Annotated in this window: 18 protein-coding genes and 1 tRNA gene; 3 read left to right on the top strand and 16 right to left on the bottom strand. The window is 44.2% G+C overall.

Going from position 1 to position 20,586, the window contains the following annotated elements; translation table 11 throughout:
- Positions 1-18 precede the first annotated feature (18 nt).
- The 3 genes from OM416_RS12740 to OM416_RS12750 all read right to left on the bottom strand — a co-directional run bounded on the left by OM416_RS12740 (position 19) and on the right by OM416_RS12750 (position 4,126).
- Positions 19-828: an alpha/beta hydrolase gene (locus OM416_RS12740; protein WP_264929786.1), complete on the bottom strand. Its 810-nt coding sequence runs from the start codon at positions 826-828 to the stop codon at positions 19-21.
- A gap of 248 nt (positions 829-1,076) precedes the next feature.
- Positions 1,077-3,500 (bottom strand): flavocytochrome c, encoded by a 2,424-nt coding sequence (locus tag OM416_RS12745; RefSeq protein WP_264929787.1) that lies wholly within the window; start codon positions 3,498-3,500, stop codon positions 1,077-1,079.
- Positions 3,501-3,511: 11 nt separating this feature from the next.
- Positions 3,512-4,126: an NADPH-dependent FMN reductase gene (locus OM416_RS12750; protein ID WP_264929788.1), complete on the bottom strand. Its 615-nt coding sequence runs from the start codon at positions 4,124-4,126 to the stop codon at positions 3,512-3,514.
- Positions 4,127-4,306: 180 nt separating this feature from the next.
- Here OM416_RS12750 and OM416_RS12755 point away from each other — a divergent pair, with 180 nt between their 5' ends.
- Both OM416_RS12755 and OM416_RS12760 read left to right on the top strand, forming a co-directional pair.
- Entirely contained in the window at positions 4,307-5,236 is a 930-nt protein-coding gene (locus tag OM416_RS12755; RefSeq protein ID WP_264929789.1) for a LysR family transcriptional regulator, read from the top strand.
- Positions 5,237-5,245: 9 nt separating this feature from the next.
- Positions 5,246-6,217: an FAD:protein FMN transferase gene (locus OM416_RS12760; RefSeq protein ID WP_264929790.1), complete on the top strand. Its 972-nt coding sequence runs from the start codon at positions 5,246-5,248 to the stop codon at positions 6,215-6,217.
- Positions 6,218-6,785: 568 nt separating this feature from the next.
- On the opposite strand, the gene OM416_RS12765 is transcribed toward OM416_RS12760, so the two are convergent.
- The 4 genes from OM416_RS12765 to nrdR all read right to left on the bottom strand — a co-directional run bounded on the left by OM416_RS12765 (position 6,786) and on the right by nrdR (position 10,397).
- A complete protein-coding gene (locus tag OM416_RS12765) occupies positions 6,786-7,868 on the bottom strand; it encodes a hypothetical protein (protein WP_264929791.1) in 1,083 nt (360 codons plus the stop codon).
- A 2-nt stretch (positions 7,869-7,870) separates the two neighbouring features.
- Positions 7,871-9,166, bottom strand: a complete 1,296-nt coding sequence (locus OM416_RS12770; protein ID WP_264929792.1) for a DNA cytosine methyltransferase — start codon at positions 9,164-9,166, stop codon at positions 7,871-7,873.
- 505 nt (positions 9,167-9,671) lie between these two features.
- A tRNA-Ala gene (locus tag OM416_RS12775) sits at positions 9,672-9,744 on the bottom strand.
- Positions 9,745-9,929: 185 nt separating this feature from the next.
- Entirely contained in the window at positions 9,930-10,397 is a 468-nt protein-coding gene (gene nrdR, locus OM416_RS12780) for a transcriptional regulator NrdR (RefSeq protein WP_062833564.1), read from the bottom strand.
- A gap of 116 nt (positions 10,398-10,513) precedes the next feature.
- On the opposite strand from nrdR, the gene OM416_RS12785 reads away from it, so the two are divergent.
- Positions 10,514-10,735, top strand: a complete 222-nt coding sequence (locus OM416_RS12785; RefSeq protein WP_053783555.1) for an alpha/beta-type small acid-soluble spore protein — start codon at positions 10,514-10,516, stop codon at positions 10,733-10,735.
- Positions 10,736-10,817: 82 nt separating this feature from the next.
- Here OM416_RS12785 and OM416_RS12790 read toward each other — a convergent pair whose 3' ends face one another.
- The 9 genes from OM416_RS12790 to OM416_RS12830 all read right to left on the bottom strand — a co-directional run bounded on the left by OM416_RS12790 (position 10,818) and on the right by OM416_RS12830 (position 20,507).
- Positions 10,818-11,381: a lytic transglycosylase domain-containing protein gene (locus OM416_RS12790; RefSeq protein WP_169478688.1), complete on the bottom strand. Its 564-nt coding sequence runs from the start codon at positions 11,379-11,381 to the stop codon at positions 10,818-10,820.
- On the bottom strand, positions 11,378-11,974 hold the full coding sequence (gene coaE / locus OM416_RS12795; RefSeq protein ID WP_264929794.1) for a dephospho-CoA kinase: 597 nt from the start codon (positions 11,972-11,974) through the stop codon (positions 11,378-11,380). Before coaE ends, OM416_RS12790 begins: the two co-directional genes overlap by 4 nt.
- 9 nt (positions 11,975-11,983) lie before the next feature.
- Positions 11,984-12,757 (bottom strand): manganese efflux pump, encoded by a 774-nt coding sequence (locus tag OM416_RS12800; RefSeq protein WP_413775780.1) that lies wholly within the window; start codon positions 12,755-12,757, stop codon positions 11,984-11,986.
- Positions 12,758-12,889: 132 nt separating this feature from the next.
- A complete protein-coding gene (gene mutM / locus OM416_RS12805; RefSeq protein WP_264929795.1) occupies positions 12,890-13,726 on the bottom strand; it encodes a DNA-formamidopyrimidine glycosylase in 837 nt (278 codons plus the stop codon).
- 118 nt (positions 13,727-13,844) lie between these two features.
- A complete protein-coding gene (polA, locus tag OM416_RS12810; protein ID WP_264929796.1) occupies positions 13,845-16,499 on the bottom strand; it encodes a DNA polymerase I in 2,655 nt (884 codons plus the stop codon).
- Positions 16,500-16,736: 237 nt separating this feature from the next.
- Positions 16,737-17,396 carry a phosphate signaling complex protein PhoU gene (phoU, locus tag OM416_RS12815; protein ID WP_264929797.1) on the bottom strand — a complete coding sequence of 220 codons (660 nt, stop codon included), beginning with the start codon at positions 17,394-17,396 and terminating at the stop codon, positions 16,737-16,739.
- A gap of 63 nt (positions 17,397-17,459) precedes the next feature.
- On the bottom strand, positions 17,460-18,215 hold the full coding sequence (gene pstB / locus OM416_RS12820) for a phosphate ABC transporter ATP-binding protein PstB (protein WP_036609821.1): 756 nt from the start codon (positions 18,213-18,215) through the stop codon (positions 17,460-17,462).
- Positions 18,216-18,444: 229 nt separating this feature from the next.
- The gene (locus OM416_RS12825) at positions 18,445-19,626 is read right to left on the bottom strand and encodes a methyl-accepting chemotaxis protein (RefSeq protein ID WP_264929798.1); all 1,182 of its coding nucleotides are present in this window, start codon (positions 19,624-19,626) and stop codon (positions 18,445-18,447) included.
- Positions 19,627-19,778: 152 nt separating this feature from the next.
- Positions 19,779-20,507, bottom strand: coding sequence for a response regulator transcription factor (locus tag OM416_RS12830; RefSeq protein ID WP_062833557.1), 729 nt, complete (start codon positions 20,505-20,507; stop codon positions 19,779-19,781).
- Between the last annotated feature and the right edge of the window lie 79 nt (positions 20,508-20,586).

Raw genomic sequence — 20,586 nt, forward strand, 5'->3', positions numbered from 1 at the left:
TCTCTTACTCTACTGAAATCAGATCCGTTTTTCAATCCATGTAATTGCTTCCTCAATAACATCATCGCGAGTCGGTTCATTAAATATCTCATGCATTAGATGAGCATAAATTTTGAGTGTTTTATCTGTTGAAGCAATATCGCCGTAAAAGTCACGGGAATCCTTTTCGCTGACCAGTCCATCATTGTCCCCATGCAGTACAAGCACGGGATCTGTAAACTGCTTGGCGTTCTCCTTCAGCCAGGTTATGCCATTTCCCAAACTGTTAAATAAATCTACAGAGATCTGCTTTTCCACCAGCGGGTCATTCGCGTAAGCGGATACAACTGTAGGATCACTGCATACTCCGCTGCCCAGCTCATTCGGAAAATACGTGCCTGTAGGAAGATCCATTGGCAGTTCTCCGGCAACTTTTGTATTGTAACGAGTGAGTGCTCCGGATAGTACGATGCCTTTGACCTTGCCTGGATATTTCGTTCCAAAGGATGAGGTTGCAAAACCGCCCATACTATGCCCGATGATATACAGTGGAGTGCTGTCGCTCTCTTGCAATGCCGCCTCGACCACAACGTTGACATCCTCTATGATCTGGTGGAAATCACTGTAGAACGTTCGCTGTCCTTCCGATCTGGCATGACCACGATGATCGAAGCGATACACGCTAAACCCGCGCTGATTCAGTTTCTCTGTCAAATAATCGTAGCGTCCTGCATGCTCAGCTAGTCCGTGAACAATAACGACAGCGGCTTTTGCATCACGAACCAAATCTTTACTAAAATAAAGCTGAGTACCGTCAAAGGATTTGATCGTTGTTTCATTTTTGGTCATCTTTATCCCGTCCTTTTGGTGGTGTCCAAGCTTAAGCTCCGAGAGATCATTTCCTCCGTCCTACCATGGACACGTTTATTATAATTTCACTTAGAAATAATATTGTTTCTTACAGAAACAATATATCATCCGACATGGCTGTTGTCTACAGCAATTTTAAAGCGTTTTCAAACAATTAAATATCCTTGCTATGAACCATAAAAAAAACCACTAAACACTCGAGAATCCTTGTGTTTAGTGGGAGGCTTTTAGTTCATCTCATCAACAGCAGTCTTACCAGCGATTCGTCCGAAAGTAAATATGTCAGTCAAGGCATTACCGCCTAAACGGTTGCCTGCATGTATACCACCTGCAACTTCCCCAGCAGCATACAGATGTGCAATCGGCTGACCGTTTTCATTCAATACGCGAGTTTGGGTATCGATCTTGATACCACCCATTGTATGGTGAACCGCCGGTTTTCTAGGCGTAGCGTAGAATGGAGACTTCTCTACTTTTAAGCTGAACGTATCCTTATGGAACTCCGGATCAAAGCCCGCATCCACATATGAGTTATATTTATTAATCGTATTTCTAAGAATTTCAGGTTCCATATTGATTTTCACTGCCAGTTCTTCTAGGGTATCGGCTCTGAACAAGGTACCTGCTTCGACTTGACGGTCTATCTTTTCCTGGCTTGTGTTCGCTGCCGTTTTCTTGATCTCATCATCCGCAATCAGGTAAAATAAACTTCCCTGCTCGATAGCCGCTTTTGTTAAGACATCTCGTCCAGAGAATTCATTAACAAATCGTTCTCCCTTTTTATTAACAATGACAAAGTTTTCAGGCGGAACTTGCAGTCCACTGAAGAGTTCGCCCGTTTCCGGATCGGCTACCGGCATCATTTGAGTGAAGCCCATGCCTGTCAGTGCTGCTCCTGCACTCTTACCAAGAGATATTCCATCACCCGTCATCGCGTAGGAATTCGTTGTTTTGATATCATCGTCAATATGGCCCCAGTACGTGTTATATTCCTTGAGCATCTGAGTATTTGCACCAAAACCGCCACTGGCAAGCACAACGGCTTTGGCATGAATGGTTATTTTCTGACCATTGACACCTGTTGCGATGACACCTGCAATTTTTCCATCTTTGATGATCAATTGTTTGACCGGGCTATCTGTAATAATTTTTCCTGAATGCTCTTCTACATATTGGCTAAGTGCAATGATAAAGGCAGAACCATAACTTTTGACAGGTTTATGACCACGGCGCCAAAGGGCACCCACTGGAGCAAACACGATGCTTTTATCGTATTCAACACCGATATCCTCAAGCCATTGCACACTTTCCAAGGCATGGTCTGTAAGTACTTTAACCAGATCATACTGTCCATAGATCATGTTTCCATTCAGGTCCGTTCGTTTGCCCCCGAAATACGTTTGCATTCTGTGAAGCAGCGGGGAATCAAATAAACAAGCCTTTTGTGTACCGAACTTATCCTGATATGCAGTGAACTCTTCTTTGAGTGCATGGAAATCATCTACATATTCTGGATGGATCAAGCTCTCATCGGTACTTAATAAATTCTCAATCGTCTGTCTTTCCCCTGGATTCTCAGTGAACTGTTGTTGCCATACAGGATCTGCAGCATTGACAGGACCACCTGAGCGGATCGTATTTCCCCCAACAGCAGGATATTTCTCAAGTACAATCGCACTTGCTCCTTGTTGTAAAGCTGTAGCAGCAGCACTGAGTCCTGCGCCACCTCCACCTACAACGACCACATCGCAAGTGTATTCTTCGTCATCTTTCATCTGGCTGCTAGCAGGTTTTGGACGTCTTTTCAGGATGTCAGGATTCACTCCGGCAAGCTTCACCGCTTTGGCTACACCATTGATGACAGCATTACTGGTTTCAGAAGCACCTGAGAGAGCATCTACATTCAGCGTCTGTCCCTCAATAATTTTATTCGGAATTCTTATAAAAACAACATCGGCGATGCCTTCGGTTTCACCCTTCGAATCGATATCGATGCTTTCAATTCTATTTTCACTAAAGGATACCTTCATCGGAAGATTGCCACTGTGACCTATGGCATTGATCTCATAAACACCGGGATTATAAGTGAATTCTTCTTCTGCGTTGAGCTGATTGGAGATTTTGGCAAACCGAAGGAAACGCAGGAAACATGTTTCCAGGAAATCAATCGTTCCTTCATTGTTCAGGTTGCCTGATTCGTCAAATGCTTTGTGTGCGCTGCCAAGCAAAAATTCATACCCTGGCATCACATTAGCTTCGACACCCGGTGCATCCAGGATTTGACGAAGATGCAGCTGTGCACGCGAAGAACCTTGTGTTCCCTGTGACGCACCAATGATCATCACGGGTTTGCCAGCCAGCGGATGGATTTCATAGCTCAACCATTCCAGCAGGCTTTTAAGGGATGAAGGGATGGAATGGTTATATTCTGGAGTCGCAATAATGACACCATCACTTGCCATAATTTTTTCATTAAACGATTGTATAATGGCACTGTTTGTTTGGTTATCGGACTGATTAAACATCGGAACATCTGTGATATCGAGGATTTCAATGGCTGCTCTGGAATAAAAATGCTTTTGTATGAACTGAAGCAGCTTGCGATTATACGATTTCTTTGCATTTGTGCCAACGATCGCTATGATTTTCATTGGTTAACCTCCTACTCTTGCCAGGAAAATTTTTTCGTTTTTTTCTTCAACGTTCGTTTTGACAGCAGTTCCGTAGTCATCTCAGTAAACAAAATAAACTCCCTGAAGATTTCGTCAAGCTCGGCCACTTTGTCAGCGTCAATGAGATTACCACTGCTATCAAATGCACTTTGTGATTTTCCCAAAAGAAACTCGCTGCTAGGCATCATTCTCGCACCAAGCTCAGGTGAATCCAGGATTTGTCTAAGATGCGCTTGTGCCCTGGAAGAACCGAGTGCACCATGTGAAGCACCCACAATCAGAACAGGCTTGTCTTTCAAGGTTTGAGTGGTATAACTGATCCATTCCAGCGCACTTTTCAACACGGCAGGGATCGCATGATCATACTCAGGAGTAGCGATAATGACACCTTTCGCTTTAGAGATTTGATCTAATACGTCTTGTACCTTCCCAGGAATATCAACTTCAGCATCCTCTATTTCATCTGTTTCAATAAAAGCAGGCAAATCCTTAATTTCAAACAAGTCAATCTGGGCTTCACTAGCAAAATGCTTTTGCATAAATTGAAGTAGCGTCCGGTTTGTGGACACATCCGAATTTGTGCCTACGATAGCTAAATAATTCATTGTAATCCCCCTTCTGTCATACGAGATGATGTTCGTAAATGTCAGACTCGATCTTTCGGCATAACTCTAACATATCAAAGCTCAAATGATCTAATAGTTATTCATTGCAGTTTGATAACTAATTTGTTATAATCACCTCAAATTCAAAGTTTGTTACTTTTTTCACAAGAGGTGAGGAACATGTCTAAGTTAGAATCTCAAGATATCTTGTGTTACATTGACAGCCTATTAAAATACAGTAACTATAGCAGGGCTGCCCAATCCCTTTACATATCTCAGCCTTACCTCACTAAGGTTATCAAGAAAATCGAAAGTGAGTTGGGCTGTGAGCTAATCACTCGCAACAAACTTCCGTACCGATTAACCGAGCAGGGGAAAATATATTATCAATACCTAACGTCACTCGAACATAGCTACGCCAAGCTTATGAGGGAAATCTCATATGTATCGGATATTCACAATAAAGTGTTACGGATCGGCATTCTTCCGAGCCTCGGTGCGTACTTAACGCCCCTTTTTTTACCAGCTTTTCTGGAGCTTCATCCTGCTTATAAAATTAATCTTGTCGAGGATTTACCTGAAAAAAATGAGAAACGTCTCCAAAATAATGAGTTGGACTTCTGGATCGGGCAAAATTCAAGCAGTATCTCTCCTAACTTGAACTCGTTTAACTGGGGCAGGCACAGTTACCAGGCCATCATTCCGCGTTGCTGCGAATTATATCAAGAGAATGTTGCAATCATCCCGGAGGGCACGATTGAGATCAGCACCATTTTGAATCAACAGCTTATTCTAACGTCCAAGGGTTCCGCAATCCGAAAACAGATTGATCAATTACTCAGTGTCTACAAGATACAGCCTAATATCGTTATGGAAAGTAAAGAAATCTACACGGTACTGAAGCTGGCAAAGCATAATTTAGGTCTGACCTTTGTGCCTGAAAGTATCCATATCCAGGAGTGCCCTTCGGAATACAACATCTATCCAATCCCTGTAGAGAAGATGAGTCTGGATTATTTTATAGCCCATCATGGAGAAAAAAAGCTGAATAGCGTGGATCATGACCTCATCCATACTTTTCTCAATCACGGACAACAATGTGCAATATAGGAGGCTATCATGAAATCTTTTACGAGAACGATACCGCTCATGGGAACGAACATATCCCTCTATATCGAGGGGACAGATGCTGAAGAGCTTGCCGAGGAAGCCGTGAATATGCTCATCCGTTATGAACAAGTGTTTAGTGCCAACAGTGAGCACTCGCAGCTTGCCATGCTAAAAAAAGAAGCCGCATCACATCCGCTTAGAGTAGACAAGGAACTGTATGATCTTATTAAGATAGGCAAAGAACACAGCCTGAATGAAGATTCATTTTTAAATATTTCGATAGGACCTTTGATCAAATTGTGGAGAATTGGTTTCCGCGAGGCACATGTGCCGGAGGATACCGAGATTAAAGCGATGCTGGAGCTCTTGAATCCGGAGCATATACAGCTTGACGATGAGCTGCAAACGGTTCATTTATTCAAAAAAGGCATGGAAATCGACCTTGGAGCGATTGCTAAAGGCTATTTTGCCGATCAAGTTATGGCATTTTTCAAAAAAAACGGAGCTGCATCAGCTATGGTCGATATGGGCGGCAATGTTCTGGTTCATGGCGATTCTCCCACCGGGTCCAGTCACTGGAAGGTTGGAATTCAAAATCCCTTTTTACCTAGAGGAAATGCAGCAGCACTCGTTAGTATACGGGAGCAATCTGTCGTTACATCAGGAATATACGAGAGAGTTTTAGAGAAGGAAGGTAGCCAGTACCATCATATATTTAACAGCAGAACGGGCTATCCAATCGAAAGTAATATCGCTTCTTTAACGATTATTGCGGATCGATCGCTCGACTGCGATATATATACTACAGAACTATTTGGGTTAGATATTGTGTCCATTATTCATAAAGTTAATAATATGAAGGATATCGAAGCTGCCGTAATCACGACGGATGGAAATCTGGCCTATACAGATAATCTTAGAGGAAGAATCCATTCGATCTCAAGCTACAGTAATGAGATTGTTGACGCTATCTATATATAGGAATAGTTTTGAATACGTTGATGGCTACATTAAGGTCAAAAACGCTACCACAAGAAGTGGTAACGTTTGGGCTTTGTTATTTAATGATGCACAGAGCATCATCAGTGTCTTTTTTAGCGCTTATTTCGACGGCATTTCATGTTCTTTAATCAATTTGTAGTCTGCTGAGTAAGTGCCTTCGGCAATTACTTTTACAAGTGTGTCTCGATCAATAATTCAACTTATAAAATTCGAGTAGCCGAAATCAGCCAAGCATAGAAAAACCGCCATTGAGAGCGGTCTAAAAATGTTCATTCTCTGCAGCTGTGACAACAAAAAAACCCTTGTTAAACAAGGGTTTCAACGATTTTAAGTTTGGTGGAGCCTAGGGGGATCGAACCCCTGACCTCATCGTTGCCAGTGGAGCGATAGGACTCAAAAGGTATTTGAGAAAGAAAGGCTTGTGGGTGATTATATCTTTTTAGTTGGCATGAGAAAATAGAGTTATGTTAAGATGGACTTAATCATCTCAAATGAAGAGAATAATATTAGTTTCCTTTGACTTTTTACTCAAAAAACCTCTCTTTACTTAAAGTAAGTCTTTCAATTTTCTTACATATGTATCATCAAACTCATTTGAAGATACTAATTGATAATGTCTCTCCTCAACAATGCGAGCATTAAAATCCTCACAATCAAGATGGAACATGCAAATTGTATCATCTTCCATGAATTGTACAGCGATTGGGACACATATTAAATTTGGAAACTCAGATTCACAATAAGCAATATCTTGGCTTAATTGAACAACACCAAGTTTATCTTTCCCACCTTTAGCCTGCACAGGGATTATATAATGCTGTCCCTTCTTATTGATCCCAACATAAACTTCATCTATTTCAATCTGTCCTATGTTAGCTACTTTAGTTCGGAGATGATTTTGTAAAGAGTATGTTGTAATCCCAAGAAAAATATCAATAAGTCTATTGTATCTGACTTTACTGAGTAAGCCTTGTTCATCGGAAAGACGGTATCTTTCCATTATCTCTGGAGTATTATCTGGTATTTTTATTTTTTGCATCAATCTGTTAGGCTCAACAAAAGGCGTTAGGCTTAACTTAAATGCATACTTTGCATCTCCTTGTCCAATAATAATCCATGCTGCCCCTTCTGGGGCAGTCTTTGCAATTAAACTTGGCATATCTTTACGGTATCGAAAACTATATAAAACATCCCCTGCATTTTTGGGTATCTTTATTCCTAACTCCTCGGCTGTACTAATAATCTCTTCTCTCGTAAACTCAATAATCTGTTTTCCATTTGTATATTTGTCCTGAAATATTTTCATTAATATGCGACTATAGGTGTTCGGCTGAGTAAGTTTAAATACATACTTACTCTTTCTTTTTTTTAAACTCCATGAAGCACCTTCGAGAGCTGTGTCAGTAATAAAAGCCGGTAACTCTGCCCCCGAACGATATACATCTAATATTTCCTCGCATTTTTTGGAGAGATTTATGCCTAATTTGCTAGCAGCTAGAGTGAAATCATCCTTAGTGAATTCAATACTATCTCTATCTACTCCAGGAATAAAATGATCAAAAAAAATTAATCTGAGTATTTCATTATAACCCTGCTGCTCTGCAGCATGCCCTTCCGTATTCAACGGCATTTTCATCCCTCCTGCAACATAGGTTTTCTTCTACGTGTACCTATAACATTTCTGTCAACACTAAAGTAATTTGCCGCTGCAGTCATGTCCATTTTGAGAACACTTTCGTCACCTAACTCTATCGTAATATTTGGACTCTCTAAATTAAGTCCCAGAGCTTGTACTATCTGTTTACCTACAGCCCTAGCTAATAACGGAGGAACAGAATTTCCAATTTCTCTGAAACCATGCCATTTAGTAACATGAAATCTAAACCAATCAGGAAAAGAATGCAACCTTGCTGCTTCACGTACACTAATTACTCGATTATAAATCGGATGAATAGGTCTAGGGCTTGTGTGAGCACCTCTCTTACTATCTGTACCAGCTCTTAAAGTATTACATATTCCATCATTATGCAATTTCAAGAATCTACTTACTGGTTCATTTTGCCCACCTGGTGTGTTTCTAAATCTTTCAATTGTGACTGCGGTGTGCTCAGTTCTTAATGAACTAGTAAGTATATTATGATTCCAATTCCTTGGTATTGAGAGGTCATCGGTATCATCCATACTGCCATTCAACTTAAGAGCATATTCGCTTTGAGGAGTAAATTCAAATGGCATACAATCCGATGAAAGCAATTCAGAGTGATTGTCTATGTTAGGCAAGTCACCGATTGCTTCATGTACAGATGGGCACCACGGTAAATCAGGCGGTTCCATCCCCTCTATTCCTGCCTTCCCACGGATAGATGTAATTTTATCAGGATATTCTGGAGGGCTCATATCTCCTCTATATCCAATAACAAACAACCGTTTTCTATTTTGAGGAACTCCATAGTTCGCTGAATTTAATACTTTATATGGAATAACATTATATTGTGTACCTTCAAATTCCTTGATAAATTGTTGTAGAACTGTTTTTGCTTCACCAATTGTGAGTCCCGACACATTTTCCATAACAAAATACTTAGGGTTGGTTTCAATAACTAGTCTAGAAAAATGACCCACTAATGAATTTCTTGGGTCATCAATTAGACGCTTTCCCATTAAAGAGAACCCTTGGCAAGGCGGTCCACCAAATAATACATCTAATTGTTGACCTTCATTTAATCCTGCGACCTGAAGAAGTTTTTCTCCAGATAATTGACTAATATCCTCACACAAAACCGGAGTTTCCGGGAAATTATATTTATGAATACCGGCATGTATTGGGTCTAATTCTACGGCAGTTACAATATCGAATCCTGCTTGCTCAAAGCCAAGTGACATTCCACCTGCACCTGCAAAAAGGTCAATTGCTTTTGGTCTAGGCATACGCTTCTCCTTACAAATCGTTTGACATGGAACATACGTTTCTACTAATTATAACAGATGAGGATATAAAAAACGACTATATGATTCAGTGAAGCATTTTCATCTAATTAATCTTTTGAACGAATTGAATGAATTTATGAGGCTAGGAAAAGATAACCTTTCTTACACTCAGTACACTGTATATCACACAACTAATTCTATAGTATCTTCTTGATAATTAGATAACCCACGACTTAATCACAATTTAATATTTTTTGATTTATACATTAAAATATGTTATTCACCTTTTCAGTTAATTGCTAAGTGAACTGTTCGAGATTTACCTCCAAGCTTGCAAAATCAAGTATAGTTTGATTTAGATAAATTAAATTGATTCGTTAATTCGAATAATATCATGTACCGTTTTGGATCATCAAAAATGGTGACTACAACCATAAAAGCAAATCCGATAGCAAAAAACCGCCAAACACTCGGAAATCCTTGTGTTTAGCGGGTTCTTTAGTTATGGAGCCTAGGGGGATCGAACCCCTGACCTCATCGCTGCCAGCGATGCGCTCTCCCAGCTGAGCTAAGGCCCCAGGATATAAAATTAACACCTTGTCCAACACTCCTACGTTCCGCAGACGACTCCTATATCATATAAAATCCAGCTTTTGCTGTCAATCACTTTTTCATGGTCCAAAGTGATTGGAGAAGAACAACCGATTTCACTGGCACATACGGACTGGAACCCCAGACTGCTCTTCTCCCCTTACACACTTCACTAATCCTCCAGATTGTCTTTGGACAACAGGGATTTTAGTTCTTTCATGAACATATTGATATCCTTGAACTGGCGATACACCGACGCAAAACGCACATACGCCACTTCATCGACTGGAAACAGCTGCTCCATCAATAGCTCACCAATCTGGCGACTCTCGACTTCAGCATCGGCTGTATTACGCAAAGACTTCTCTACCTCAGATACCATCATCTCCAGCGTCTCAACAGAGACTGGACGTTTCTCACAGGCACGAATAAGCCCACGGAGAATCTTGTCCCGGCTAAACTCTTCCCGGCTGCCATCCTTCTTAATAACGATCAGTGGTGTTTCTTCAATCATCTCAAACGTTGTAAATCTTCTGGCGCACTGCTCACATTCACGACGGCGACGAATCGATTTTGATTCATTAGCCGGCCTTGAATCAAGGACTTTGGTGCCCAGAAAAGCGCAATAAGGACATTTCAAATCAGATCACTTCCCACGTTTTACTTTTTACCACATATTCCCTGTACTCATTTTGTAATGAAAAACGCATTGCCGACACATAATACTTTTACCAACCCGCGAGGAGGTGAACAGCAATGGCACAAAGCAACGGTAACTCCAACAACTTGGTGGTAACTAAAGCTTCCGCAGCCCTCGAACAACTGAAATATGAAGTTGCTCAAGAACTCGGAATCAGCATCCCACAAGACGGATACCAAGGTAACATGACTTCTTACGAGAACGGTTCGATCGGTGGATACATCACGAAGCGTCTGGTAACAATTGCAGAACAGCAATTGGCAGGTCAATACCAATAATATCTGCATCGTAATACGCTACACAGAGGAGCATGGAGCGGCCGGTGAACAACCGGCCTGCTCTGTGCTTCTACTTATATACTCAGAACGTATTATAGATCTTTACATACTGATTATAATAGTAAATGACCCTTTGTACATAGTGACGCGTCTCACCAAACGGAATATCTTTCACCGTATCGAATGAGCCATCCCATACACCATCTCTAAGCCAACTGTTCACTTTACCTGGACCCGCATTATAGGCAGCGATCATAACGGCTTCATTGCCATCGAATTGATCGGACAGATTCCGCAGATACCATGTACCTAATTGAATATTTCGTTCTGGCTCGTGCTTCAATTCCTCCAGTGAAGTGTGAGGAATTTTGGCTTGTTCCAATATCCAGTTCGCCGTGTCCGGCATCAGTTGCATGAGCCCAATGGCACCTCGTTTGGATTCCTTGCTTGTCTTGAAATTGGTCTCCACCTTGATAATGGAAGCAATCAGAAACGGATCAACCTCGTAGCTCTGAGATTGGGCACGAATCTCTTCCTTATAATGAATCGGATAGAACCATGCCATCCAGTTTGTATTCAGAAATAGCACGAGTACAAAGGACACAAACATCAACAGCAGTACACGTTTCTTGCGTAATATTTTCATAACAAACCCTTACGCTGTAGATATGAGTCAATTTGCTGCTCCGTCGCAGGCCATAAGCCGCTGTTATCGATGACAATGTCTGCAAGCTGCTTTTTGCGCTCAATATCCATCTGTACATCCATTCGAGCCTCAGCCTGTGCAGAAGTCATTCCATCCCGACTCATCAAGCGATCTCGTTGAACCGACCTTGGAACATATACAACCATGACTTCCTCGAAGCCATCTTCAAGACCCGATTCGTACAACAAAGGAATATCAGATACCACAAGCTTATCCGGATGTTGCACCGCGTATGCGGCAGCCCGTTCACGCATCTCTCTACGGATCGCCGGGTGTGTGATGGCCTCCAATGCCTTTCGTTCCTCTGGTTGTTGAAAAACAATGCTTCCAAGCTTTTTCCGATCCAGTGTTCCATCTTCGTTCAGTATGGCTTGTCCGAACCGCTCAACAGCGGCGGCCAACACGGGATGCCCGGGCATCATAACTTCCCGGGCAATCACGTCTGCATCGATGAGCAACGCTCCCTTACTGGCGAGATAGGCGGAAACACTGCTTTTGCCTGTCGCGATCCCGCCGGTTAAGCCTATATTCATCGTTTCACCTCATAACAGCTTCATTATTCCCATAATCATTAACAATAGTGCTGGCAATACAGACAGTCTTCGCATCCAGCGCAGAGCTGAGAAACGCAGTCCAACCTTCATGCCGAGTGACAGAAACGCCCCACTAAACAGTGCAATAATGAGTGCCGTCCATAGTGTAGGAAATCCCAGAAGTGCCGCTCCCAATCCTGCTCCAAACGCATCCAGAGACAGTGCAATACCAAGCCACATCGCTTCTTGAGCAGATATACTCCCCGAGTTATCCATATCCGCCTTGGAGGGACTGCGAAGGATCTGAATGACGACCCCCAGCTTACGCAGCTCCAGTGTAAATACCATTCGTTCCAACGATCCCCCTGAAGCCGACTGCTCCAGATCCAGCGCCAGCACCTGGTTCCTGCCTTTTGAATCCGTCAGTGTCTCTTGTGCTTCTCTAACTCCAGTTGCCGTTGTTTCTGTTCCCACGTTCGTTCTAGTGTCTGTTTCCAGCTGTTCTTTGCCTTGCTTTCGAATAAGTTGCAACAGTGACCATGCACCAATGCCTATCAATATGACGGCTCCCACAATCGAAGCGATATCCGGTGACACCACATGGGACAACAGCACACCTACTTGCATCGACAAGGCAATAACCAATCCCGAACAGATCGAAATAACAGCGATAGATAACAGGGGAATCTTAGTCCTCCGTAACCCATATGTAATCCCGACTCCAAAACCATCTAAACTAAGCGCCAAAGCAAGCGCCAGCAATGAAATAAAATGATGCAGCACCCCGGATTCCTCCTCTGTGCGGTACTCGTGCCAACTGAAGATGCCAGTATGGGTATACGCCCGCTTATTTCTGCCATATCAGTATATGGAGGGAGGAATCCAAGGGTGCTATGATTTCATCATTTCGTTCATTCAGTTCATGTTCAGCGGCTGGCAGTTCGGACAAAAATGCGTACCACGGCCACCAACCACCGTTTTTTCGATTAACGTACCACATGTTGCACACGGCTCTGACTTACGCCCGTAGATCTTCAGTTGATGCTGGAACATGCCCATCTCACCCTGTCCATTCACATAGGATTTGATGGAAGACCCTCCTGCATTCACTGCATCCTGCAACGTAGCCACAATCGCTTCATGCAGCACCGTTAACTGAGCTTCGGTCAGTGTCTTGGCGATGGTCTCAGGATGAATGCCTGCGCGAAATAGAGCCTCGTCCACATAAATATTCCCGATGCCGACCACATATGCCTGATTTAACAGCACAGCTTTGATTTTGGTTGTGCGCTTGCCAACCGCCTCACGGAATGCAGTTACCGTAAAGGCCGGATCAAGCGGCTCCAGTCCCAGCTTCAGCAAAGGTTTCGATACCAGTTCCTCACCTGCATTGAACAGGTGCATCGTACCGAACTGGCGCACATCCTTATAACGTAATTCCGTACCATCATTAAAATGGAAGATCACATGGGTATGCTTCTCCACATCTTCATGCTGCTCGTACACACCGTACCTTCCTTCCATCCGCAGATGGGAGACAAGCACCAGCCCGTCCAGCAAAATACGCAAAAACTTGCCTCGACGCTCCACCCCAATGACGGTATGTCCCGCGAGTTCCATTGCAAATGCATCTATGTCGTCCGGCCGCTGAATAATCCGCGGCAAGCTAACGGTAACATGATCAATCGTTTTGCCTACAATAAGTTGATTCAATGTTCTTCTGACTGTTTCGACTTCCGGTAATTCCGGCATGATGTTCTCACCTCCCCTATATTATAACGGAAGATGGCGCTCAGCGGGACCCTTTTCTTATATTGAAAACATGGAAAGGTCTATTGTAAAATACCGGAAAAACCGCGCAGTGCTTGATTTATTTCGCTTCGTACCAGTTATCACCAAAGCTGACTTCTGCTTTCAGCGGAACCGACAGTTCCAATGCTTTTTCCATGACAGAAGGCACTAGTTCCTTCATCAGTTCCAATTCATCCGCAGGCACTTCGAATACAAGCTCATCGTGCACCTGAAGCAACATACGGCTCTTCAGCTGGCGTTCCCGCAGCGCTTCATCCATCTGTACCATGGCCAGCTTGATAATATCCGCCGCTGTTCCCTGAATAGGGGTATTCATCGCCGTACGCTCTGCGAAGGAACGCAGATTGAAGTTACTCGCATTAATTTCTGGCAGATAGCGACGGCGCTCCAACAACGTTTTGACGTAACCATCCTGGCGGGCTTCCTTCACAATGTCATCCATATATCGGCGTACACCCTGGAATACTTCAAAATACTGATCAATAAACTGCGCAGCCTCTTTACGCGTAATGTGCAGGTTCTGTGATAAGCCATAATCACTTATTCCATACACGATACCAAAGTTAACTGCCTTGGCGGAGCGACGCATATCTCCATCCACATCCTCAGGCTTCACGCCAAATACATCCGAAGCGGTCTTCGTATGAATATCCATATCGTTGACAAACGCTTCCTTCAAGCGCTCATCGTCCGAAATGTGGGCAAGTACACGCAGTTCAATCTGGGAATAGTCTGCTGCCAAAATGGACCATCCTGGCTCGGAAGGAACAAATACCTTCCGGATTTTGCGACCTTCCTCCATCCGAATCGGAATGTTCTGCAAGTTCGGGAACTGACTGCTAAGTCGTCCCGTTGCAGCGATGGTCTGACGGTAATACGTGTGCACCTTGCCATCGCGATCGGAAATCTCTTTGAGTAATCCTTCCACATAAGTAGATTGCAGCTTGGCAAGCTGACGGTATTGCAGAATATGCTTGACCACATCATTATAAGGAGCCAATTTCTCCAATACTTCCGCATCTGTGGAATAGCCCGTTTTTGTTTTCTTCACCACCGGCAATCCCAGTCTATCAAATAAAATCTCACCCAGTTGCTTCGGTGAATTCAGATTAAATTCCGTTCCTGACAGCTTGTAGATCTCAGCCATCAACCTGCCGATCTGCTCTTCAAATTCACTGCCCAAAGCCTGCAGATCGGCTGTATTGGCCTTGATGCCCTGTTTCTCCATGTCTGCCAATATGCGTGACAACGGCATCTCCAGTTCATGGAACAGCGAATTCATCTCATCCGTTTCCAGCACCTGCTCCTGAAGTGGAATAATGGCTGCTACTGCAGCAGCTTTACGGCATAGGAAATCGCCCAAGATCTCCACTTCCGGCACCTTGTACTTGGCCCCTTTGCCCATAACCGTGTCATCCTCTACGAGCGAAGGTAGACCATACTTGGTCGTGAGTCCACTAATCGTCTGGTTTGATTCCGTTGGATCAAGCAAATACGCTGCAAGTTGTACATCGAATGATGCACCAGCGAATTCAATGCCATGCGCATGCAGAGCCAGGTCTACACGATGAAGATCATACCCGCGCTTCGGCTGCTCTGAATTACCAAGCCATGCCCGCACTGGAGCCGCTGCCTCGGAATGAAGCAATTCGGGAGATATGAACGTATATGTTCCAGCAGAACCTACAGCTAGTCCAATCAGTTTCGCTTGGTGCGGGTTATCCCCATGTGTCTCCACGTGGAGTACATCAATGGAATCGAGAGAACTGAACAGCTCACTGATCGTGTCCTCTGTTGCAATGGAGGATTCCACCTCGGCAGCAGGGACCGCTTCCTGTTCCGAACCGATGCTGCCACTGAATGACAGGCGTTCAAGCAGAGATTTGAATTCCAGCTTGGCCAATGCAGGGCCAGCATGTTCTTCTTTTAATCCGGCGAATTGCATATCCTCCCACGTCTGCTCCAGCGGTACTTCCCGGTGAATTGTCGCGAGTTGTTTGCTCATCCGGGCATCTTCGGCGTGTGCTTCGATCTTTTCCTTCATTTTGCCTTTCAGTTCACCTGTTCCGTTCAGCACATCTTCTACCGATCCGAACTGGTGCAAAAGCTTCAATGCTGTTTTCTCTCCAACTCCGGGAATCCCCGGAATATTATCGGATGCATCGCCCATCAGACCCTTGAGATCAATGATTTGCAGCGGCGTCAGACCATAGCGCTCCTTAATCTGAGCAGGATCATACAGCTCGATATCAGTTACCCCTTTACGCGTCAGCCCGATATGTACATGTTCGGAGGCAAGCTGCAGCATATCTTTGTCACCCGATACAACGAGCACCTGTCTGCCCGCTTCATCTGCGCGTTTGGTTAACGTTCCGATGATGTCATCCGCTTCGAATCCAGCCAGCTCAAACTGAGCGATGCCAAGTCCTTTCAACAGTTCTTTGAGCAAAGGGAATTGCTCTGACAACTCTGCTGGTGTTTTCTCCCGACCACCCTTGTATTCCTGATACCCTTCGTGGCGGAACGTGATTTTGCCTGCATCAAATGCAACCATAACATGTGTAGGCTTATGCTCTTCAAGCAGTCTCAGCAGCATCGTGGTGAAGCCGTATACCGCATTGGTATGCAGACCTTTCGAGTTGGTCAGTGGCGGCATTGCAAAAAACGCCCTGTAGATAATGCTATTTCCATCTATGAGAATAAACTTGTCCATTCCAGCACCTCGCGTATCATATGGTCAACCTCTTCAAATTACGTCTATTCTCATGATACCATACCCACCTGTCACATCAAAAAGATTAGCCATCTTTTCACATCATTTTTACTCGCAAAAAAAGAACCTTCTCCGCAGACAGCCTGTGCACAGGCCACCCGGGAGAAAGTCCTTCATTTCGGTATTATTGCTATTCTTGCCAGGCATTGATTCCCCAATTCCAAAACAATGCTCTTCCTATTGGTTCAGATCCGGACGTTTACCTGTCACCAGGTATACCGTACTCTCACCAATGTTGGTTGCATGATCACCAATACGTTCAATGTAACGTCCAACCATCATCAGCAACATAGCCTGAGAAGCCTGATTCAGATGCTCCGTCATTAACGTGTAGAGATCACTGATCATGTGACTGTACAGTTGATCGACCTGATCGTCAGTTTGCGCCATTTTATAAGCCAGGTCTGTATTTTCTTTCAGGAAAGATTCGATGGATTCATCAATCATCGATTTCACGATTTCTGCCATTTGTGGAATATCCACCAGAGGTTTAATCAGTTTCTGTCCATCCATCCGAAGGGTTACCTTCGCTACGTCGAGCGCGAGATCTCCCATACGCTCCAGATCACTGGAAATTTTGAATGCAACGATAATACGTCTGAGATCCTTCGCCACCGGCTGTTGTGTGATGATCAGTTTGGAGCCAAGTTCCATAATCTTGTCTTCAAGGGCATTCAGATTCGCATCATTCTTGATGATGACCTGAGCTTTCTCCGCGTTCATCGTCTGCAAACTCTCAATGGCACCATCCAGTGCCGCTCCTACATGTTCACCCATTTGCTTGAGCAAGGTACGTAGTTCTTCAAGCTCCTGATCAAATTCTTTTCTGCGAATCATAGATTTCATGTCCTCCTTATCCATCATCTCCGGGTATGCCGGGATCGTTCCAATTCAGCTCGCTTAACCAAACCTTCCCGAGATATAATCCTCGGTTCGGGAATCTTGCGGTGTGGAGAATAACGTCTCCGTATCAGCTGCCTCCACCACTTCACCATTCAGGAAAAATACCGTACGTCCAGATACCCGTGCCGCTTGGTGCATATTGTGGGTAACCATAACGATCGTGTACTTGTGATGCAATTCCTTCACCAGTTCCTCAATCTTCAATGTGGAGATCGGGTCGAGTGCCGATGTTGCTTCATCCATTAGAAGAACGTCAGGCTGTACAGCCAGCGCCCGTGCAATACAAAGACGCTGTTGTTGTCCACCGGACAAACTAAGTGCCGACTTTTTCAATACATCCTTCACTTCATCCCACAGTGCCGCATGAACAAGACTCTGTTCCACTAGCTGATCCAGTTCAGCCTTTTGAGTCACCCCGTGCAAGCGCGGTCCATAAGCCACGTTATCGTAGATCGATTTCGGGAAAGGATTCGGTTGTTGAAACACCATGCCGACCCGTTTGCGCAGGGTCTCCACTTCAATCTCATTACTGTAAATGTCAGAGCCATTCAGCATAACCTGCCCTTCCACACGAACACCCGGAATCATGTCATTCATCCGGTTTAGCGTGCGAAGCAATGTCGATTTACCACAACCTGACGGCCCGATGAACGCAGTAACGGTTTTTTCCGGCAGATCCATCGATATATTTTTAAGCGCGTGATGCGTATCATAATATAAATTAAGATTTTCAATGTGAATGAGGTCCTTCATGGATGTTCACTTCTCCTTCGCTGCAGGGACACTGAAACTCCCTTTACGTTGAGACCGATGCTGATAAACCTTCATCGCTGCTCGGCCATCTTTAATATCCTACCCTCTCATTGTAAAAACAGTATCACTTTCATGTTAACGGAATGTAAAAAAGACATCCTTAACCTTCATGATCTGCTTGATGGATCAATCTGATTCCTGATGCCTGCCTTATTGATTTGCTTATATATCACTCGCTATCCGAAACCATCTCATCCAGCTTCATGCGAATATGCTCCGCGACTTCTCCAGCTTTCCCGCCTTCCATGGCGATCTCCTCTGCTATACGGGACAGATCTCTTACCGCACTGTTCAGTTGCCGGAACGTAGCTCCTCCGGAGGTCACATGCACCGAACTATCGTCAATCTCGGTTCCACTTGCCTTAACCAGCTCTACCGTCTGAAGGGTCAAGCCACCGATATTCTCAAGCAAAGAAGACATATTGCCTGCAACTTCACGGGTCTGTTTGGCGAGCGCGCGAATCTCACCTGCAACAATCTGAAAGCCTCGTCCATATTCACCGGCATGAGCTGCTTCAATGGAAGCATTCAGCGCAAGGAGTCCACTTTGATCTGCCAGAGATCGAATGGAATGGGCCATGCCTGATCCTGTTTTGATCGAATCCAGCATGTGATCCGCATGTTGTCCTTGGCTCTCCATATGCTGATGTACGCGGTTATAGGAAGCATCGACGTGCTTCAAACTCTCTTCTCCGTGCTTGGATAATGCCATGATCTCACGGGCTTCATGTACAGTCTGATTAGCCGCTTGCACCAGCTTGGTGACCGCATCGTTGATTCTCGATATCTCCTGTCTGCTCTCGGTAACGGTACGGACGCGCTCTGCCGAAGAAGCCTGTTGCAGTCTGCGAGAGAGGGACATTACGTCACGCATCGTCAGCACACCGAGCAGTCTGTCTTGTTCCGTAACAAGTAGACAGTCGTAGAAATGCTGTTCATTCCGTCCAAGGGCGATATCAATAATCGTTGTGGCTTCCATATGAATATCTGCAATAACCGGAGATGCATTCGCTACTTGTATGACAGGCTTGCGGTAGAATAGGTCTGCGGCAAAACGACCATTTAACATCCGATATAACGTCTCTCGCATTAATAATCCGGTCGGTTTCATCTGCTCATCGCACAATACAATGCAAGGGTGCTCCTGATCCTGATTCATCATCGTCGCCGCTTCTCCACAGGTCGTATGGACCCCCGCGACAGGAACCTGACGATAGTAGTCATTCAGATGGATTACAGGTTCTTCAGCAACAACTGTTACTGTATTTTGCTCCATTTCGGGTGTAGTTAATTCTTCGTTATGTAAAACAACATGAGACTGGTCGGGTTTCACTTCGAGCAACATGGGCATAAATGCGCAATCTCCTTTACGTAATAGCTCCATCTTGAGGTGGATTATGTAGGTACAAAGTATCACTCAGATAAGTCCATGCTACTCCCTCTACGTAAAGAAAAATCTTCCTTTGTGTTAAACGAACGTAAAATAAAACTCCCCGATCATTGCTAACTTGAATGATGGGGAGTTTTTCTTTTGACAACCAATTTATATCCTACACCGCGAATGGAGTCAATGTGAACCGATTCCGGGTCTAATTCTAGCTTTTTGCGTAATGAGCTGACGTGAACGTCTACGGTTCGTTGTCCTCCGATATAATCGAAGCCCCACACCGCGTTCATCAGATCATCCCGTGTCAGCACCACACCCGGCTTTTTGGCCAAATATAGCAGTACTTCAAACTCTTTCGGACGCAAACTGATGGATTGTCCACCCAATGTCACTTCATACTTCAGAGGATAGATCTCCAGCTCTCCCAAAATAATTCGTGAGCCATCTTTGTCTTCAGGCTGTGGTAAATCTTCACCATTGGAATAACGTCTTAATACCGCATCTACTCTGGCTAATAACTCCGATACACCAAATGGTTTGGTAATATAATCATCCGCACCCGATTTCAGTCCCTGTACAACCTCGGCTTCACCGGTCTTCGCCGTCAGAATGATAACGGGTGTACTGACACCCTGAATTCTTAACTTGTTCAGTATATCCAGACCATTCATACCCGGAAGCATCAGATCCAGCAAAATGAGATCAAATTCCTGAGACAAGGCGCGGTCATATCCTGCAGATCCGTGATCCTCAGCTGTAACGTCATAACCTTCTTGTGTCAGGTTATACGTGAGTAATCTCGATAATGTAGGTTCATCTTCAATAACTAGCAAACGCTGTGCCATGATACCCCTTCTCTCTTCATAGGTTGTCTGTTGCCACAACACTTTTTCTATCATAGCACTAATTTGTTAACGCTGTGTA

This window comes from Paenibacillus sp. LS1 (assembly GCF_026013365.1).
In the GTDB taxonomy this organism is placed as follows: domain Bacteria; phylum Bacillota; class Bacilli; order Paenibacillales; family Paenibacillaceae; genus Paenibacillus.

What these genes read in the sequence shown, in the direction of transcription:
- OM416_RS12785 (WP_053783555.1), top strand. Translation starts at nt 10,514, where the DNA reads ATGGCACAAAGCAACGGTAACTCCAACAACTTGGTGGTAACTAAAGCT.
- OM416_RS12790 (WP_169478688.1), bottom strand. Translation starts at nt 11,381, where the DNA reads ATGAAAATATTACGCAAGAAACGTGTACTGCTGTTGATGTTTGTGTCC.
- OM416_RS12770 (WP_264929792.1), bottom strand. Translation starts at nt 9,166, where the DNA reads ATGCCTAGACCAAAAGCAATTGACCTTTTTGCAGGTGCAGGTGGAATG.
- OM416_RS12755 (WP_264929789.1), top strand. Translation starts at nt 4,307, where the DNA reads ATGTCTAAGTTAGAATCTCAAGATATCTTGTGTTACATTGACAGCCTA.
- OM416_RS12740 (WP_264929786.1), bottom strand. Translation starts at nt 828, where the DNA reads ATGACCAAAAATGAAACAACGATCAAATCCTTTGACGGTACTCAGCTT.
- phoU (WP_264929797.1), bottom strand. Translation starts at nt 17,396, where the DNA reads ATGATTCGCAGAAAAGAATTTGATCAGGAGCTTGAAGAACTACGTACC.
- OM416_RS12825 (WP_264929798.1), bottom strand. Translation starts at nt 19,626, where the DNA reads ATGCCCATGTTGCTCGAAGTGAAACCCGACCAGTCTCATGTTGTTTTA.
- OM416_RS12745 (WP_264929787.1), bottom strand. Translation starts at nt 3,500, where the DNA reads ATGAAAATCATAGCGATCGTTGGCACAAATGCAAAGAAATCGTATAAT.
- coaE (WP_264929794.1), bottom strand. Translation starts at nt 11,974, where the DNA reads ATGAATATAGGCTTAACCGGCGGGATCGCGACAGGCAAAAGCAGTGTT.
- OM416_RS12750 (WP_264929788.1), bottom strand. Translation starts at nt 4,126, where the DNA reads ATGAATTATTTAGCTATCGTAGGCACAAATTCGGATGTGTCCACAAAC.
- mutM (WP_264929795.1), bottom strand. Translation starts at nt 13,726, where the DNA reads ATGCCGGAATTACCGGAAGTCGAAACAGTCAGAAGAACATTGAATCAA.
- pstB (WP_036609821.1), bottom strand. Translation starts at nt 18,215, where the DNA reads ATGAAGGACCTCATTCACATTGAAAATCTTAATTTATATTATGATACG.
- polA (WP_264929796.1), bottom strand. Translation starts at nt 16,499, where the DNA reads ATGGACAAGTTTATTCTCATAGATGGAAATAGCATTATCTACAGGGCG.
- OM416_RS12760 (WP_264929790.1), top strand. Translation starts at nt 5,246, where the DNA reads ATGAAATCTTTTACGAGAACGATACCGCTCATGGGAACGAACATATCC.
- OM416_RS12830 (WP_062833557.1), bottom strand. Translation starts at nt 20,507, where the DNA reads ATGGCACAGCGTTTGCTAGTTATTGAAGATGAACCTACATTATCGAGA.
- OM416_RS12765 (WP_264929791.1), bottom strand. Translation starts at nt 7,868, where the DNA reads ATGCCGTTGAATACGGAAGGGCATGCTGCAGAGCAGCAGGGTTATAAT.